At 64.5% G+C, this 15,744-nt stretch carries 16 protein-coding genes; 9 read left to right on the top strand and 7 right to left on the bottom strand.

Translation table 11 applies throughout. The features are described from left to right. Window positions 1–4: 4 nt before the first annotated feature. Window positions 5–460 (bottom strand): GatB/YqeY domain-containing protein, encoded by a 456-nt coding sequence (locus ACOQOP_RS22845; protein WP_420564127.1) that lies wholly within the window; start codon window positions 458–460, stop codon window positions 5–7. 360 nt (window positions 461–820) lie between these two features. Between ACOQOP_RS22845 and carA the strand changes: the two genes are divergently transcribed. The 4 genes from carA to greA all read left to right on the top strand — a co-directional run bounded on the left by carA (window position 821) and on the right by greA (window position 6,570). Next, window positions 821–1,990, top strand: a complete 1,170-nt coding sequence (gene carA, locus ACOQOP_RS22850) for a glutamine-hydrolyzing carbamoyl-phosphate synthase small subunit (protein ID WP_420564128.1) — start codon at window positions 821–823, stop codon at window positions 1,988–1,990. Between the two features lie 4 nt (window positions 1,991–1,994). After that, the gene (locus ACOQOP_RS22855; protein WP_420564129.1) at window positions 1,995–2,747 is read left to right on the top strand and encodes a hypothetical protein; all 753 of its coding nucleotides are present in this window, start codon (window positions 1,995–1,997) and stop codon (window positions 2,745–2,747) included. Continuing rightward, a complete protein-coding gene (gene carB, locus ACOQOP_RS22860; protein ID WP_420564130.1) occupies window positions 2,731–5,988 on the top strand; it encodes a carbamoyl-phosphate synthase large subunit in 3,258 nt (1,085 codons plus the stop codon). The genes ACOQOP_RS22855 and carB overlap by 17 nt, the downstream gene beginning before the upstream one ends. A gap of 108 nt (window positions 5,989–6,096) precedes the next feature. Next, window positions 6,097–6,570 carry a transcription elongation factor GreA gene (gene greA / locus ACOQOP_RS22865; RefSeq protein ID WP_420564131.1) on the top strand — a complete coding sequence of 158 codons (474 nt, stop codon included), beginning with the start codon at window positions 6,097–6,099 and terminating at the stop codon, window positions 6,568–6,570. A gap of 374 nt (window positions 6,571–6,944) precedes the next feature. On the opposite strand, the gene ACOQOP_RS22870 is transcribed toward greA, so the two are convergent. Next, window positions 6,945–7,454 (bottom strand): Lrp/AsnC family transcriptional regulator, encoded by a 510-nt coding sequence (locus tag ACOQOP_RS22870; RefSeq protein ID WP_420564132.1) that lies wholly within the window; start codon window positions 7,452–7,454, stop codon window positions 6,945–6,947. 128 nt (window positions 7,455–7,582) lie between these two features. Between ACOQOP_RS22870 and ACOQOP_RS22875 the strand changes: the two genes are divergently transcribed. From ACOQOP_RS22875 to ACOQOP_RS22895, 5 genes are all read left to right on the top strand, one after another. Beyond that, entirely contained in the window at window positions 7,583–8,581 is a 999-nt protein-coding gene (locus ACOQOP_RS22875) for a mitochondrial fission ELM1 family protein (protein WP_420564133.1), read from the top strand. Window positions 8,582–8,665: 84 nt separating this feature from the next. Further along, window positions 8,666–10,600: a hypothetical protein gene (locus ACOQOP_RS22880; RefSeq protein WP_420564134.1), complete on the top strand. Its 1,935-nt coding sequence runs from the start codon at window positions 8,666–8,668 to the stop codon at window positions 10,598–10,600. Between the two features lie 159 nt (window positions 10,601–10,759). Beyond that, a complete protein-coding gene (gene trxB / locus ACOQOP_RS22885; RefSeq protein WP_420564135.1) occupies window positions 10,760–11,743 on the top strand; it encodes a thioredoxin-disulfide reductase in 984 nt (327 codons plus the stop codon). A 73-nt stretch (window positions 11,744–11,816) separates the two neighbouring features. Further along, window positions 11,817–12,707, top strand: a complete 891-nt coding sequence (locus ACOQOP_RS22890; protein ID WP_420564136.1) for a LysR family transcriptional regulator — start codon at window positions 11,817–11,819, stop codon at window positions 12,705–12,707. A gap of 327 nt (window positions 12,708–13,034) precedes the next feature. Beyond that, window positions 13,035–13,400, top strand: a complete 366-nt coding sequence (locus ACOQOP_RS22895; RefSeq protein WP_420564137.1) for a hypothetical protein — start codon at window positions 13,035–13,037, stop codon at window positions 13,398–13,400. On the opposite strand, the gene ACOQOP_RS22900 is transcribed toward ACOQOP_RS22895, so the two are convergent. The 5 genes from ACOQOP_RS22900 to ACOQOP_RS22920 form a co-directional block, all read right to left on the bottom strand. Further along, window positions 13,397–13,579: a hypothetical protein gene (locus ACOQOP_RS22900; RefSeq protein ID WP_420564138.1), complete on the bottom strand. Its 183-nt coding sequence runs from the start codon at window positions 13,577–13,579 to the stop codon at window positions 13,397–13,399. The two genes, ACOQOP_RS22895 and ACOQOP_RS22900, sit on opposite strands and share 4 nt — an antisense overlap. A gap of 398 nt (window positions 13,580–13,977) precedes the next feature. Further along, on the bottom strand, window positions 13,978–14,358 hold the full coding sequence (locus ACOQOP_RS22905) for a hypothetical protein (RefSeq protein WP_420564139.1): 381 nt from the start codon (window positions 14,356–14,358) through the stop codon (window positions 13,978–13,980). A 148-nt stretch (window positions 14,359–14,506) separates the two neighbouring features. Next, complete coding sequence (locus ACOQOP_RS22910) at window positions 14,507–14,836, bottom strand: S24 family peptidase (RefSeq protein WP_420564140.1); 330 nt, start codon at window positions 14,834–14,836, stop codon at window positions 14,507–14,509. Next, entirely contained in the window at window positions 14,833–15,066 is a 234-nt protein-coding gene (locus tag ACOQOP_RS22915; RefSeq protein ID WP_420564141.1) for a hypothetical protein, read from the bottom strand. The genes ACOQOP_RS22910 and ACOQOP_RS22915 overlap by 4 nt, the downstream gene beginning before the upstream one ends. Continuing rightward, window positions 15,063–15,434: a hypothetical protein gene (locus ACOQOP_RS22920; RefSeq protein WP_420564142.1), complete on the bottom strand. Its 372-nt coding sequence runs from the start codon at window positions 15,432–15,434 to the stop codon at window positions 15,063–15,065. Before ACOQOP_RS22920 ends, ACOQOP_RS22915 begins: the two co-directional genes overlap by 4 nt. Window positions 15,435–15,744: the final 310 nt, after the last annotated feature.

Raw genomic sequence — 15,744 nt, forward strand, 5'->3', positions numbered from 1 at the left:
CGGCTCAGACGAGCTGCTGGCGGACGATGCCGGAGGCCTTGGAGAAGTCCATGCGGCCCGGATAGCGCTGCTTCAGCGTGGACATGATCCGGCCCATGTCCTTCAGGTCCGCCGCACCGATCTCCTTTATGGTGCTGTCGATCGTCGTCTCCAGCTCCTTGCCTTCCAACTGGGACGGCATGAAGCGGCGGATGACGTCGATTTCCTCCTGCTCCTGGGTGGCGAGCTCGCAGCGCCCGCCTTCCTCGTAGAGCCGGATCGATTCCTGACGCTGCTTCACCATGGTGCCCAGCATCGCGAGGATCTCGGTGTCGTCGATTCCGTCGAGGTTGCCCTTCTCGCGCGCGGCGATGTCGCGGTCCTTCAGGGCCGCGATGATCAGGCGCACGGTGGCCACGGCACGCTGGTCCTTGGCCAGCATGGCATCCTTCAACGCACTCTTAAGCTGTTCGCGCAACATTCAGTTTCTCCCCAGAAACCGAGTGAGTCCGGCACTTTGGCCCTGAATCTGGCGGGGGCCGTGCCGGCCGTCGTCGCCCGTTCCCCGCACTCTAGACGGCCAGGTCCCGCTGGCCGATCTGTACGGAAGCGGCGACAATATACGATCCGGTTTCATGTTGCAATGCCGAGATGATTTTCTAACTACCTGAAAAACAACGGATTTTTCCGTATGTTACGGCTTGACGTTCCGCCGTTCCTCGCGTATCACCCGGCCAATTTACCGCTTGGCCGCCTCTCCATGCCCGCCGATTGGGGTACACTCCCTCGGCGCGACGGATGACGACCGCCCCTCGGTAACCGCCTGACCCGGAGACACCGCATGACCGATCCTGCCGCCATCCCCCAAGACGCAACGGCGGTTCTGGTTCTGGCGGACGGGACGGCGATCTTCGGTCGCGGCTTCGGCGCCGCTGTCACCAAGGTCGGCGAGGTGGTCTTCAACACCTCGATGACCGGGTACCAGGAGATCCTGACCGATCCGTCTTACGCCGGCCAGATCATCACTTTCACGTTCCCCCATGTGGGAAATGTCGGCGCCAACGTCAATGACCACGAGACCGGCTCGCCGGTTGCGCTCGGCTGCGTGCTGCGCGCCGATATCACGGACCCGTCGAACTACCGCGCCGAGCGCGGCCTCGACGACTGGCTGAAGTCGCACGACCTGCCCGGCATCGCCGGGGTCGACACGCGGCGGCTGACCCGGCGGATCCGCGACATCGGCGCCCCGCACGGCGCGCTCTGCGTCTCGCCGGACGGCAAATTCGATCTGGACGCCCTGAAGAAGCTCGCCGCCGACTGGCCCGGCCTGGAAGGCATGGACCTCGCCAAGGAGGTGTCCTGCACCCAGACCTACACTTGGGACACCACCCTCTGGGGCTTCGCCGATGACGGCCGCAGCGACGGCTACGGCAAGATGGCGGAACCGACCAAACACGTGGTCGCCGTCGATTACGGTGCGAAGCGCAACATCCTGCGCAACCTGGCGGCCCAGGGCTGCAAGGTCACGGTGGTGCCGGCCAGTGCGACGGCGGACGAGATCCTCGGCCATGGCCCGGACGGCATCTTCCTCGCCAACGGCCCGGGCGATCCGGCCGCCACCGGAATCTACGCGGTACCGGAACTGAAGAAGCTGATCGACAGCGGCAAGCCGATCTTCGGCATCTGCCTGGGCCACCAGATGCTGGCCCTGGCCCTCGGTGCCAAGACCGAGAAGATGCATATGGGCCACCGGGGTGCGAACCACCCGGTCAAGGATCTGGAGACCGGCAAGGTGGAGATCACCAGCCAGAATCACGGCTTCGTCGTCATGGAGGCCAGCCTGCCCGACGGCGTGACCGTCACCCACCGCTCGCTGTTCGACGGCTCGGTGGAAGGCATCAAGGTCGACGGCAAGCCGATCTTCAGCGTGCAGTACCATCCGGAAGCCTCGCCGGGCCCGATGGACAGCCATTACCTCTTCGCCCGGTTCCGGGAAGCGATGGAGGGGTAGGCTTATGGCTCCGATATTCTTGGTTGAAGATGCCAGAGATTGGATATTAGCCCATATGTTCGCCCAGGGAGTGTTGGCAGATCGGGAAGTGTTTTCTCTGTCAGTGCTTATGGAGGAAAGCCACAGGCGTATGCCTTTAGCTATTGCAAAAATTGCGATCAAATGGCTTTGGGAGACGGGCTATATCGAAAGTAAATTTAGAGAGAAAAGAGTAAAAACGACCCATAATTTTTTTGGGTCGAGCAATACTGATGAATATAAAGACAACCCGTATTTAGATTTCGAAAAGTTGACTCTAAATTCTCAGGGGGTGAATGAGGCTCAAAGTATATTTAAATCGAAGCCTAAAATAACTCATTTAGTCGCGGGTTCAGATAAAATTACATTTTTCGATAAGGACGATCCTGATCAAGGTGCGGATTCAGAAAGTCAGATTGATTCTGCTATTGTAAAAATGGCAGAAGGACCTGCTGACGATGCGACCATCAACATGGTTGATGCTCTTGTCGAAGATCTAAAAAAAGATAATGAGTACAGATTTCAGCATCCAGAAGATGTAGAAATCGAAATCGCTAGAATTGAATTGGGCCGAAAATTGCTGGCTGGGCCGAAGATTGATTTATATTTAGTGGAAAAAATATTGATTGAAACTATTAAGGAAGTTGTTCGAAAGGCGGCTGATACGGCGTTAGGTCGGTTGGCCGATAATGTGCTGAACGTACTTGTAATCTTGGTGGCAAATGCCCAAACGCTCTGACATCTCCTCCATCCTCATCATCGGCGCCGGGCCGATCGTCATCGGTCAGGCCTGCGAGTTCGATTACTCCGGCACCCAGGCGTGCAAGGCGCTGAAGGACGAGGGCTACCGGGTCATCCTGGTGAACTCGAACCCGGCCACGATCATGACCGATCCAGGCACGGCCGATGCCACCTATATCGAGCCGATCACGCCGGAGATGGTCGCCAAGGTCATCGAGCGCGAGCGTCCCGACGCCCTGCTGCCGACCATGGGCGGCCAGACCGCGCTGAACACCGCCCGCTCCCTGTCGCGCAACGGCACCCTGGAGAAGTTCGGGGTCGAGCTGATCGGCGCCGACCTGGCCGCCATCGAGAAGGCGGAGGACCGCCAGCAGTTCCGCGAGGCGATGACCGCCATCGGCCTGGACACCCCGCGCTCGCGCCTGATCAACGATTTCGCCGATGCGGCTGAGGCCCTCGACCATGTGGGACTGCCGGCGATCATCCGCCCGTCCTACACGCTCGGCGGCCAGGGCGGCGGCATCGCCTATAACCGCGAGGAATTCGAGCAGATCGTCCGCAACGGCATCCGCCTCTCGCCCTCCAATGAGGTGCTGATCGAGGAAAGCGTGCTGGGCTGGAAGGAGTTCGAGATGGAGGTGGTCCGCGACAAGGCGGACAACTGCATCATCATCTGCTCCATCGAGAACGTCGACCCGATGGGCGTGCATACGGGCGACAGCATCACCGTCGCCCCGGCGCTGACGCTGACCGACAAGGAATATCAGCGCATGCGCAACGCCTCCATCGCGGTGCTGCGCGAGATCGGGGTGGAGACCGGCGGCTCCAACGTGCAGTTCGCCATCGACCCGGCGACCGGCCGGCAGATCGTCATCGAGATGAACCCGCGCGTGTCGCGCTCCTCGGCCCTGGCGTCGAAGGCCACCGGCTTCCCGATCGCCAAGATCGCCGCCAAGCTCGCCGTCGGCTACACCCTGGACGAGCTGGACAACGACATCACCGGCAACACCCCGGCGAGCTTCGAGCCGACCATCGACTACGTGGTCACCAAGATCCCGCGCTTCACCTTCGAGAAGTTCCCGGGGGCGGACGCCCGCCTGACCACCTCGATGAAGTCGGTGGGCGAGGTCATGGCCATCGGCCGGACCTTCCACGAGAGCCTGCAGAAGGCCCTGCGCGGGCTGGAGACCGGCCTGTCCGGCCTCGACCCGGTGGAGCTGAAGGGCATTGCCGACGGCGACGTCGACCGCCAGGCGATCATCGCCGAGCTGTCGGAGCCGACCTCGGACCGGCTGCTGAAGGTGGCCCAGGCGCTGCGCGTCGGCCTGTCGGTGGAGGAGGTGCACCGCGCCTGCCACATCGACCCGTGGTTCCTGTCGCGCATGGCCGAGATCATCGCCGCCGAGAAGGCGCTGGAGGCCAACGGCCTGCCGTCCGACGCCGCCGGCTGGCAGAAGATCAAGTCCATGGGCTTCTCCGACGCCCGCCTCGGTCAGATCTCAGGCCATGAGGAGGAGGTGGTCGCCGCCCGGCGCCGCGGCCTCGGCGTGCGCCCGGTGTTCAAGCGGATCGACACCTGCGCGGCCGAGATCCCGTCCTCCACGCCGTACATGTACTCCACATACGAGATCGGCATCGGCGGCGGCGCGCCCGAGAACGAGGCGGAGCCGACCGACGCGAAGAAGATCATCATCCTGGGCGGCGGTCCGAACCGGATCGGTCAGGGCATCGAGTTCGACTATTGCTGCGTCCACGCGGCCTACGCCCTGTCGGAGGCCGGGTTCGAGACCATCATGGTCAACTGCAACCCGGAGACCGTCTCCACCGACTACGACACCTCCGACCGGCTGTATTTCGAGCCGCTGACCGCCGAGGACGTGATCGAGCTGGTCAATGGCGAGCAGGCCAACGGCCAGGTCATGGGCTGCATCGTGCAGTTCGGCGGCCAGACCCCGCTGAAGCTTGCCGCGGCGCTCGAGAAGGCGCAGATCCCGATCCTCGGCACCTCGCCGGACGCGATCGACCTGGCCGAGGACCGCGACCGGTTCCAGAAGCTGCTGCAGCGCCTGGAGCTGAAGCAACCGGCCAACGGCACCGCCACCTCGACCGAGCAGGCGGAGAAGATCGCCGACCAGATCGGCTACCCGGTGGTGATCCGCCCGTCCTACGTGCTGGGCGGCCGGGCCATGGAGATCGTGCACGAGCCGGAAGGCCTGCGCCGCTACATGCGCAACGCCGTGGTGGTCTCGGGCAAGAACCCGGTGCTGATCGACAGCTTCCTGCGCAACGCCACCGAGATCGACGTGGACGCGGTCGCCGACGGCACTGACGTCTTCATCGCCGGCGTGATGGAGCATATCGAGGAGGCGGGCATCCATTCGGGCGACAGCGCCTGCTCGCTGCCGCCGGTCTCGCTCGACAAGGCGGTGATCGACGAGGTCAAGCGCCAGGCGGTGATGCTGGCCAAGGGGCTGAACGTGGTCGGCCTGATGAACATCCAGTTCGCCGTGCGCGAGGGCGAGGTGTTCATTCTGGAGGTCAACCCGCGCGCCTCGCGGACCGTGCCCTTCGTCGCCAAGGCGACCGGCGTGCCGATCGCCAAGATCGCCAGCCGGGTGATGGCCGGCGAGAAGCTGAGCGCCTTCACCCTGCCGACCAAGGACCCCGAGCACGTGGCGGTGAAGGAGGCGGTGTTCCCCTTCGCCCGCTTCCCCGGCACCGACATCATCCTCGGCCCGGAGATGAAGTCCACCGGCGAGGTCATGGGCATCGACAAGGGCTTCGCCCGCGCCTTCGCCAAGTCGCAGCTCGCCAGCGGCACGACCCTGCCGTCGGGCGGCACGGTGTTCGTCTCGGTCAAGGACGCGGACAAGGCGGCGATCGTCCAGATCTCCAAGGCGCTGAACGATCTCGGCTTCAGTATCATGGCGACCACGGGCACGGCGGACACACTGAAAGACGCCGGAATCGACAGTCACCGGGTCAAGAAAGTGCTCGAGGGACGGCCGCATATCGTCGACAACATGCTCTCGGGGCATGTGGACTTGGTGATAAATACCACCGAGGGTGCGCAGGCCATTCGGGACAGTTTCAGCTTGCGTCACACCGCCCTAACGCACAACATTCCCTATTATACGACTGTGGAGGGGGCACGTGCCGCTGTCCGGGCAATCGCAGCAATGCGCGATGGACACCTTGAAGTGACCCCGCTTCAGACCTACCTCACCGGATCGTTCTGACGGCCCACGGGGGGCGGGTCTGGCGACCGGTTGTGGTTTCCGTCCAGACTGAGCCCCGCGTGGCGTCCGGAACGGGTGATAGGATAGGTTTGAGCAGGCGACGAGCCCATGGAAAAGGTGCCGATGACCGCAGAGGGGCATGCCCGTCTGACGGATGAACTGAAGAACTTGAAGTCCGTGGAGCGTCCGGCGGTGATCAAGGCGATTGCCGAGGCGCGGGAACATGGCGATCTCTCCGAGAACGCCGAGTACCATGCCGCGCGCGAGCGTCAGAGCTTCATAGAGGGCCGGGTCGCCGAGCTGGAGGATGTGATCAGCCGCTGCGAGGTGATCGACCCCAAGAAGCTCAAGGGCGAGACCGTGACCTTCGGCGTCACCGTCGAGGTGGCGGACGAGGAGACCGACGAGGAGACCGCCTACACGATCGTCGGCCCGTACGAGGCCGACATCTCGCGCGGGTTCATCTCGACGTCCTCCCCGATCGCCCGCGCCCTGATCGGCAAGCGGGTGGGGGATTCGGTCGAGGTGACGACGCCGAAGGGCTCGAAGAGCTTCGAGATCCTGTCGATTGCGATCCAGTGACGGGCGCGATTCAGTAAGTTTCGGCCGTCCAGGCCAGACGCGATGCCCCGGGCCCTGCCCGGGGCATCTTGCGTTTGAGCGATCAAATACCCGTCGTCCCGGACTTGATCCGGGACCAAGCATCCGGCGCCGGTGCACCGCAGATCCTGAATCAAGTTCAGGATGACGGGGTGAGGCGCAGGCGCGGGGGTGCTGGCGCTTCGGCACGCCCTGCGGGCTGCTCCGGGCGAGGTCAATGGGGAAGGGGCGAACTTCCGAATATCATCCACCCCAACCCGTCATCCCGATGCAAATCGGGATCTGCGGTGCACCGGCGCCGGCGGTTTGGTCCCGGATCAAGTCCGGGGCGACGGGAGAGGGCAGCGGCGGCCGGCTTACCCTTCCTCGCCCTCGTCCTCGTCGTCCTCCGGCGTCTCGTCGATCGGCACGCCGGGCAGGCGCTTGCGGGTGCGGATGACGAGGGCGGTCTTCACGTTGGAGACCAGCGGGGCCGGGGTCAGCTTGGAGGTCAGGAAGCGCTGGAAGGCGTCCCAGTCCTTGGCGACGATCTTCAGCAGGAAATCCGCCTCGCCCATCAGCATGTGGCACTCGCGCACCTCGGGCCACTGGCCGACCATCTGCTCGAACCGGGCGAGATCCGCCTCGGCCTGGCTGGTCAGGCCCACATGGGCGTAGATCGTCACCGTGAAACCGAGGTGTTCAGGCGCCACCTCGGCATGGTATCCCCGGATGAAACCCGCTTCCTCCAGCGCCCGCACCCGTCGCAGACAGGGCGGCGCCGAGATGCCGGCCCGGTTGGCCAGTTCGACATTGGTCATCCGACCATTGTCCTGAAGGTCGCGCAGAATACGGCGGTCGATGCGATCCAGTTTCACACGTCGCATGTGGGCTCCGGGGAACGATTGAAATGTCTGACGGTCAGCGTAGAAACGATGGCGAGCCTATATCCGATTCCAACCCCGCCAGCAAGATCATTGCGTAATCGTGAACTTTTCTTTCGATATCTGACGGCATGAGCATTCCCTCGGACACGCAGACCTTGTGCTGGATCCTGACGGACGGCACCGTCGGTATGCGCATACAGTGCCTGGGCCTCGCCGACGCGGCCGGCCTGACGCCGGTGATCAAGCGGATCCATCCGAGCTGGCTGCTGCGCGCGCTGCCGGTGGCCGGAACCCTGCCCGGCATACCGGCGACCGCCGGCGGCGACCCGATCGCTGAGCCCTGGCCCGACGTGGTGATCTCCTGCGGTCGGCGCACGGCGGGCGCGGCCCTGGCGGTGCGGCGCCTGGCCGGCGGGAAGCCATTCCTGGCCCATATCCAGGACCCGCGGATCGATCCCAGGCACTTCGACATGCTGATCGTGCCGGAGCATGACCCGGCGCGCGGGCCGAACGTGGTCACCACGCTGGGCGCGCTCAATCCCCAGGCGCCGGAGAAGCTGGCCGAGGCGGCGAAGCCCTGGCTGGCCGAGACCGCCGACCTGCCGCGCCCGCTGATCGCGGTGAATATCGGCGGCTCCAACAAGCGCTACGAATTCTCCGCCGATGCCGTCGCCCGGTTCGTCGAGGAGCTGAGGCGCCTGTCGGCGAGCAGCGGCGGCTCCCTGCTGGTCGCCTGTTCCCGGCGCACGGACGACGCCACGCGCAAGGCCCTGGCGAAAGGGCTGGCCGACGTGCCGGGGGTGGTCTGGACGGGGGAGGGCGAGAACCCGTACCTGGCCTTCCTGCATCTCTGCGACGCCCTGGTGGTGACCTCCGACTCGGTCAACATGGCCTCGGAGGCCTGCGCCACCGGCAAGCCCGTGCATATCGCCACCCTCGAGCAGGAGACAGGCCGTCTCGCCGCGTTCCACGCCCGGCTGCGCGCCGAGGGATACACGAGACCCTTCGAGGGGCGGCTGGAAAGCTGGTCCTATGCCCCGCTGCGCGAAACCGCCCGGGTCGGTGCTATCCTGGCGGAGCGCCTGCAGGAACGGCTGGACGATCGGCCGGGGCGATCGCACCGATAGCGTGCGGCGCATTGCTCCGCCTGGGTGGTTCGGCTATGTCCTCAGGCACACGGGGCACCCTGCAAACAGCGACGGCGTGGAGCCATGGCGCTCAAGATCGATACCTTCTCCAACCAGGTCGGCGGTTTCAGCTTCTTCAAGGCGGTCGGCCATCCGCTCACCGCGGAGAAGATCGCGGCCCTGCTCGCGGACATCCAAGGCGGGGCGGTCGCCCTCTACGATCCGCTCGGCCACCTGGAAACCTTCGCCGAACTGCACGACATCGCCGGCCTGACGATCGACACGGTCTATGTGCAAGCGATCGAGCGGCTCGACGGCAAGATTCTGGGCCATACGCCGAAGCCGATCGCCGAGATCGGCGCCTGTACCGCGCCGGTCCTGCTGATCCCGGCCTTCGACACCGCCCGGCTGGTCGATCACATCCGCCACATGTTGCCGCAGGGCATGCGGGTCGTCACCCTGGACGACGCCCGGCTGCCCGACGCCATGCTGTCGAACCCGCGCAAATATCTCGACCCGCTGAACTTCGCCACCAACCACGGCTTCCTGCGCGACGGCGGCGGAAAGCACACCCGGCTGGTCACCGCGAACTACTGGAGCGGCTACGGGGCAAAGGGCATGCGGCTGTGGCTGCGCCTGTTCGACGCCGAGGGCCGGGTGCTGGCCACCTGGGAGCAGGACCTGCCCGACGGTCCGGCCGGCATCATCCTGGACAGTGCGGAGATCCGCGCCCGCTTCGGCCTGGGCGAGTTCGCCGGCACCCTGTTCATCCACGCGCTCGGCGCCCGCGGCCACGACGTGGTGAAATACGCGGTCGACACCTATGGCGATGCGCCGGAGGAGCTGTCCTGCACCCATGACGCCAATGCCTGGCCGGCCGACTACTACGCAGGGCTGCCGGCGGCCAATCCGGGCGAGCGGATCGTGCTGTGGCTGCAGAACGCCCACCCGAACGCGGCCCCCGCCGGGTCCATGGCCCTGAACCTGATGGGCAGCGACGACATCCGCCCGATCGACCGGCCGGTGCCCGGCTTCGGCACCATCTCCGTCGATCCGGCCGAGCTGTTCCCGGACGCCGTCTGGCCGGCCCAGTTCGAGCTGTGGGCCGGCAAGCATGTGGTGCGGCCGCGCTACGAGATCGTCTCCGGCAACCGGCGCAACCGGATCGCCCATGTGAACGTGGAGCGCACGGACCTGCAGGGGGACCCGAACATCCCCGCCGCCATGAAGCATCTGGGCAAGGCGTACATCCTGCCGGCACCGGTCCTGCCGGTGGACCGCTACCGCACCTATGCCCTGCCGACGCCGATGACCCGCGGCCAGCAGAAGCAGCCGATCGCCGCCCTGCTGATCGACGCCGACGGCACCGAGGTCGCCCGCCGCCCGCTCGGCGTGCTGAAGCGCTCCGACAGCGTGGCGATCGAGGCGGCCGAGCTGATGAACGGCACGCGCCTTCCGTCCGGCTACGGCCACCTGGAGTTCATCTACGATTTCTCGCAAGGCGGGGAGGACGCGGCCGACGGCTGGCTGCACGGCCTGTTCCGCTACGAGGACACCGAGAGCGGGCACGCCGCCGACACCAGCTTCGGCGCCCATGTCTTCAACACCGTGATGACCTACAAGGGCGAGCCACAGAGCTACGGCGGCCCGCCGCCGGGCCTGTCGACCCGGCTGTTCCTGCGCCTCGGCAACGGCATGCCCCAGGGCAACACTGGCGGTGGGGTGGACTCGATGTGCCACCTGATCTACGCCGCATCCAACCCCTGGCATCCGGCCTCCGACACCGTGCTGGTGCTGACCGGCGCCGACGGGGCGGAGATCGCCCGCACCACGCTGGCGATCCCCTGCGGCGGCTCGCGCCTGTGGCGGGCGAGCGAGATGTTCTCCGCGGCGGACCTGAAGGCGGCGGGCGACGGCGGCTACGTGCTGATCCGCGACACCACCTGCCGCCTGTTCGGCTACCACGGCCTGATCCGCGACGGGGTGTCCTTCTCCCTCGACCACATGTTCGGGTTCTGAGCCGGTCTGCCGGAGTCGCGCGCCGATCAGCAATGCCGGCCGGGCCCTGTCCCTTGGCGTTTCCGGCCCGAACCGTCGGTCACGGCTCGGCTCCACAGAATTGACCGTCCCGCCGGTTGAGGCCGGGGCCCCGCCCGCCTATCTTGGCTGGATCGAGACATGGAGGTTCTTATGGCCGAGCACCGGGTGAAGGTTCTGATCGTTGGCGCGGGTGCCGCGGGTCTGACCGCTGGCATCTATACCGCGCGCGCGAACCTGTCGCCGGTGCTGCTCGCCGGGCTGCAGCCGGGCGGCCAGATGACCATCACCTCGGAGGTGGAGAACTATCCGGGCTTCGCCGATGTGATCCAGGGCCCCTGGCTGATGGAGCAGATGCAGAAGCAGGCCGAGCATGTCGGCACCGAGATCGTCTACGACATCGTCACCTCGGTCGATTTCTCCACCCGCCCGCTGCGCTGCCTGACCGACCAGGGCGACACCTACCTCGCCGACAGCGTGATCATCGCCACCGGCGCCCAGGCGCGCTGGCTCGGCCTGCCGAGCGAGCAGCATTTCAACGGCCGCGGCGTGTCCGCCTGCGCCACATGCGACGGCTTCTTCTACCGCGACAAGGACGTGGTGGTGGTCGGCGGCGGCAACACCGCCGTGGAGGAGGCGCTGTACCTCGCCAATATCTGCGGCTCGGTCACCCTGGTGCACCGCCGAGACAGCCTGCGGGCCGAAAAGATCATGCAGGACCGCCTGTTCCGCCATCCGAAGGTCACGGTGGTCTGGGACAGCGTGGTGGACGAGGTGCTCGGCGGCTCCGGTCCGATGGACGGGGTGGAAGCGATCCGCATCAAGAACGTGAAGACTGGCGTGACCACGGACATCGCCGCCCATGGCCTGTTCGTCGCCATCGGCCACGATCCGGCGACCAAGCCGTTCCAGGGCGAGCTGCCGCTGGACGAGGAGGGCTATCTGATCACCGAGCCCGGCTCGACCCGGACGTCGATTCCCGGGGTTTTCGCCGCCGGCGACTGCGTCGACAAGGTCTACCGCCAGGCGGTCACCGCGGCCGGCATGGGCTGCATGGCGGCCCTGGAATCCGAGAAATACGTGGCGGCACTTGAAGATGCGGCCCATGCGGCGGCCGCCGAGTAGGCCCCTTCGCGTTCCTTCTTCGCGCCGGATCGTGTAGACAGGAACAAGGATCAGGTCGAACTGCGGTCGGGCGATGGACTGGGACAAGCTCAGGGTTTTTCATGCCGTCGCCGAAGCGGGGAGTTTCACCCACGCTGGCGAAACCCTGAATCTCAGCCAGTCGGCGGTCAGCCGCCAGATCAGCGCGCTGGAGGAGAGCCTCAAGCTGCCGCTGTTCCACCGCCACGCCCGAGGTCTGATCCTGACCGAGCAGGGTGAGGTGCTGTACCAGACCGCCCGCGATGTCTTCGCCAAGCTGGCCACCACCGAGGCCCTGCTGTCGGAGGGCAAGGACAGTCCCAAGGGACCGCTGCGCCTGACCACCACGGTGGCGCTCGGCTCCAACTGGCTCGCACCGCGCCTGGCCGGGTTTCTGGAGCTGTATCCGGAGATCGGCCTGACGGTGATCCTGAACGACAGCGAACTCGACCTGTCCATGCGCCAGGCCGACGTGGCGATCCGCCTGACCCCGCCGCGCCAGCCCGACCTGATCCAGCGCCACCTGAAGACCATCAAGTTCCACCTCTACGCCTCGCCGGATTACCTGACGAAGCACGGGCTGCCCAAGACGCCGGCCGATCTGGCCGCCCACCGGCTGGTGATCTACGGCGAGACCTCCCACCCGCCGTTCCCGAACGTCAACTGGCTGCTGGACACCGCCGTCGGCCATCGCGGACGGCATGTGAATGTGGTCCGATTGAACAATTATTTTGCAATGTACCGTGCGGTGCAAACCGGTCTCGGCATTGCAGCATTGCCCGATTACATGGCCCGCGAGGATGTGGGGCTTATCCGCGTGATCCCTGACCTCGAAGGGCCGCAGGTGCCGACGTATTTCGTGTATCCTGAGGAACTGCGGCACTCCAAGCGCATCATGGTGCTGCGCGATTTCCTCATCCAGGAAGTCGCCAAGTCGCAATTCTGAAAAATTCGCAAGCCAAGCCATGCAAAAACCGCATAGCGGAAGTGACCATTTTGATGTGGTCGCCGAGGCGGCGAATGCCTATTTCATGGTCATCGCGATGTTGCGTTGCAGCATCGCCTCCGAGCCCCCCGCTCGGAGCGGGGTCCTTCGGGATCCCACGTCTCCCAGACGTGAAGCCTCCCTGTTCAACTTGCCGGGAACTGCGGTTCCCGGCAGTTTTTTTATGGGCGCACGGCTTCTGGGGTAACGCCAAGGGTAACACGGATCCTGGCTTTTCAACCGGCGGCGATAGGCGCACCATGCGTTCAACAACGCAGGGCGGGCGGCATGACGCAACCAGGGAAACCAGATCCTGAGCATGTGAATATGCTTGCCGCTTACGCGGGCGCGACCATGAAGGTGGTTCCGCTCCTCAATGGCGCTGCAGCGCTGGGCGCGCTGAACTTCGTCTCGAATCGGCCTGACGTAATTGACCATTGGGCCATGCCGTGGGCCATCATTACGTTTGGAGTAGGGGCGTTCTTGGGCGGGGTGATCGCTGGAGCATCCTACATGTCCCAGATGTCCCTTATAGAAAAGCCGAAAGGGAGGTCCGGAGGTGCCTGGCGTTCGGTCGCGATGGTCTCTGCCATCCTCGGATATCTGGCGTTTCTGGTTGGCGTGATCCTTGGGGTTATTGCGCTCGCCTGTTAGCGCGCCGGCTTGCGCTGCTGAGGTGCCCTGAACAGCGACGCGAATCCTTTCCGACGCTGTTTCAGCTCCTCGAGCCGCCCCGCCTTAACCAAGCGCTTGCACGCGACCTGTTCGTCATAGGTCACGGCCGTCTTCCAGTCTTCCCCACCGTACTTCGCTAGGATCTCTTCGTCGGTCATCGGCTCGCCCGGGACAGGTGTCGCTGTGTCAGCAATACCCTTGCGAGAAACGAGAACAAAGAGGGAACTTTCACGGGCCGCCCGGTACCCGTAATCGGGGAGCGGTACGATGTTGGCACGGAGCGGGGCAACGTCGGCGGCCGGAATTTGGCGTGCTGCGCGCCAAAATCCCACGACTGACCAATTCACGCGGCGAGCGCAATGCTCCGCCCCAGTTTGTACGCGGTGAGTACAAACCCCTGCATCACCGCACCGGCCGCGTGCAGTGATCCGATCATTGTCCTCGGCTGGGACAATGGTCGGGAGCCGTCATGCGAACCGCACTGGCGGCGTGCCGTTGGTGCACCCGCGGCGTGCGCCAACCATCGCACTCGCCGGGTGCGATGTTCGAAGTGACCTCACGCCGCCAACCAATCCAGCAGCTCCTGGCGATTGGTCGAGGCCCTAATTGCAGAGGGCCGCAGATCAAGCGTCATGGCAGTGTAGGCCCGCACTAAGAGGAGATCCGTGGCGCTGGACAACAGGATCGCTGTTTTCAAATCAGGACCACGCGCGGCAGAATATTGGCTTGCGACATCCTCAATGGTTTGGAACTCGCTGATGTCCAACATCGCAAGCGAGGCCTGGGTCAGATCCCAAAGCACATCTCGGAATGGAGTGTTTGGAAAGGTGCTGTTCATGAAGGAAATCAGGTCATCGGCTGTAGGATGACCGGTCACAACCATTTCAATGGTGGTGTCATTGAGCCTTGATGATCTCAGATAGGCACGGCCCACCATGCTCCCTCGACCTATCGCATGCGCGCAATTTTATGCGACTTGTACTCAATGGTGAGGGATTGGACGCACTCTGGCAAATGCCGATGCTGAAAAGAGGAAGGGCGCCAGCGAGCCGACGCCCCTCAATTTGCACCAGCCGCGTGCAAAATTAGATCGGGTTGCAGGCCCCGACCACGCGGCCGATTACCATGTCGTCGGCGTCCGCCTTCGGCAGGATGTTGTCGGTCCCCGCATAGAGCGGGCTGTCGAGTAGCAGCCGGACACGCTTCCCGGCGAGCAGCTGGCACCGCCGGATGATCGGGTCCCCCTGGTAGAGCAGGACGTAGACCCCATCCGATGCGATGCGCTCGCACGGCGCCACGACTGCGAAGCCGTGCTCGCTCAACGTGGGCTCCATGCCGTCGCCCTTAACTGGCAGCAGGCGGCCCTCGCGCAAATCCGCCAGGCGGGTGGTTTCCGCTGGGCTGAGATCCGTCATGTCGCACCGCCTTCCGGATCTTTCCCTTCGTGTGCCGAGTTCAGGGACACTAACATCTCGGCAACGTCACCGGCCAGTTTGTCTGCCACATATGTCAGGGCAGCCCGCTCGGCGTTCTCGGACAGGGACAGGGCCATTACCTGGATGGCCTTCACTCCGTCTTCGACTACGGAGAGCGCATCGAGAGACGTGATGCAAAGGTCACGGATCTCCGAACTGCGGCCAGTCATCCCACACCTGCCACGGCCGCAGCGTCGGCCACCAAGCGGCGCATGACGTTCTCATCTCCACCGCCGTCGTTGTCTGCGATGATCCGGATCTTATGCGCGAGGCCGGCCGATGTGCAGGGCGTGATTGCCTCGATCTGGTCGACGACGGAAGTCTGCTCGGCAAACAAGGCATCCCAGCGGTCATCATCCAGATCAGGCGTCGCGCGGATGATCTTTTGCAGTCGGTCGTACTCGGCGCAGAGGACGCTCAGGGCCGCGTCAGGATCTTCCCCCATGGCGGTAGAGGCCGCAGACGGCAGGAAGGGCGTCACAAGGGCAGCAGCGGCCAAATGCCGGCGGGTCATGGTGTGCGGTGTACGATTAATCATGAGTGCCTCCCGTGTTGCAGTTAATCGATACCTCGAGTATCATTTCGGCACTGAGGAAAGTCAATACCTCAGGTATCATATAGTTTCTGAGGTATTAAAATTGCGAACCTCTCAGATATCGAGCGAGCAGATTCGAGCCGCCCGAGGACTGCTCCGATGGGAGCAACGTCACCTAGCGGATGCATCAGGAGTCTCGCTACCATCTATCAAAAGGTTGGAGACAAAACCTGGTCCCTTGGCGGCGCATCCATCCACGGTTGACGCCATCCGTCGAGCCCTGGAGGCGGCCGGCGTCGAGTTCATCCCGGAA

It is taken from the genome of Thalassobaculum sp. (genome assembly GCF_965223715.1).
Taxonomy (GTDB): domain Bacteria; phylum Pseudomonadota; class Alphaproteobacteria; order Thalassobaculales; family Thalassobaculaceae; genus Thalassobaculum.

Bases quoted from the DNA above. Each gene is read 5' to 3' on its own strand.
- ACOQOP_RS22915 (WP_420564141.1), bottom strand. From the start codon at position 15,066: ATGACTGGCCGCAGTTCGGAGATCCGTGACCTTTGCATCACGTCTCTC.
- ACOQOP_RS22855 (WP_420564129.1), top strand. From the start codon at position 1,995: ATGGCTCCGATATTCTTGGTTGAAGATGCCAGAGATTGGATATTAGCC.
- carB (WP_420564130.1), top strand. From the start codon at position 2,731: ATGCCCAAACGCTCTGACATCTCCTCCATCCTCATCATCGGCGCCGGG.
- ACOQOP_RS22870 (WP_420564132.1), bottom strand. From the start codon at position 7,454: ATGCGACGTGTGAAACTGGATCGCATCGACCGCCGTATTCTGCGCGAC.
- trxB (WP_420564135.1), top strand. From the start codon at position 10,760: ATGGAGGTTCTTATGGCCGAGCACCGGGTGAAGGTTCTGATCGTTGGC.
- ACOQOP_RS22875 (WP_420564133.1), top strand. From the start codon at position 7,583: ATGAGCATTCCCTCGGACACGCAGACCTTGTGCTGGATCCTGACGGAC.
- carA (WP_420564128.1), top strand. From the start codon at position 821: ATGACCGATCCTGCCGCCATCCCCCAAGACGCAACGGCGGTTCTGGTT.
- ACOQOP_RS22895 (WP_420564137.1), top strand. From the start codon at position 13,035: ATGACGCAACCAGGGAAACCAGATCCTGAGCATGTGAATATGCTTGCC.
- ACOQOP_RS22845 (WP_420564127.1), bottom strand. From the start codon at position 460: ATGTTGCGCGAACAGCTTAAGAGTGCGTTGAAGGATGCCATGCTGGCC.
- ACOQOP_RS22910 (WP_420564140.1), bottom strand. From the start codon at position 14,836: ATGACGGATCTCAGCCCAGCGGAAACCACCCGCCTGGCGGATTTGCGC.
- greA (WP_420564131.1), top strand. From the start codon at position 6,097: ATGGAAAAGGTGCCGATGACCGCAGAGGGGCATGCCCGTCTGACGGAT.
- ACOQOP_RS22920 (WP_420564142.1), bottom strand. From the start codon at position 15,434: ATGATTAATCGTACACCGCACACCATGACCCGCCGGCATTTGGCCGCT.
- ACOQOP_RS22905 (WP_420564139.1), bottom strand. From the start codon at position 14,358: ATGGTGGGCCGTGCCTATCTGAGATCATCAAGGCTCAATGACACCACC.
- ACOQOP_RS22880 (WP_420564134.1), top strand. From the start codon at position 8,666: ATGGCGCTCAAGATCGATACCTTCTCCAACCAGGTCGGCGGTTTCAGC.
- ACOQOP_RS22890 (WP_420564136.1), top strand. From the start codon at position 11,817: ATGGACTGGGACAAGCTCAGGGTTTTTCATGCCGTCGCCGAAGCGGGG.
- ACOQOP_RS22900 (WP_420564138.1), bottom strand. From the start codon at position 13,579: ATGACCGACGAAGAGATCCTAGCGAAGTACGGTGGGGAAGACTGGAAG.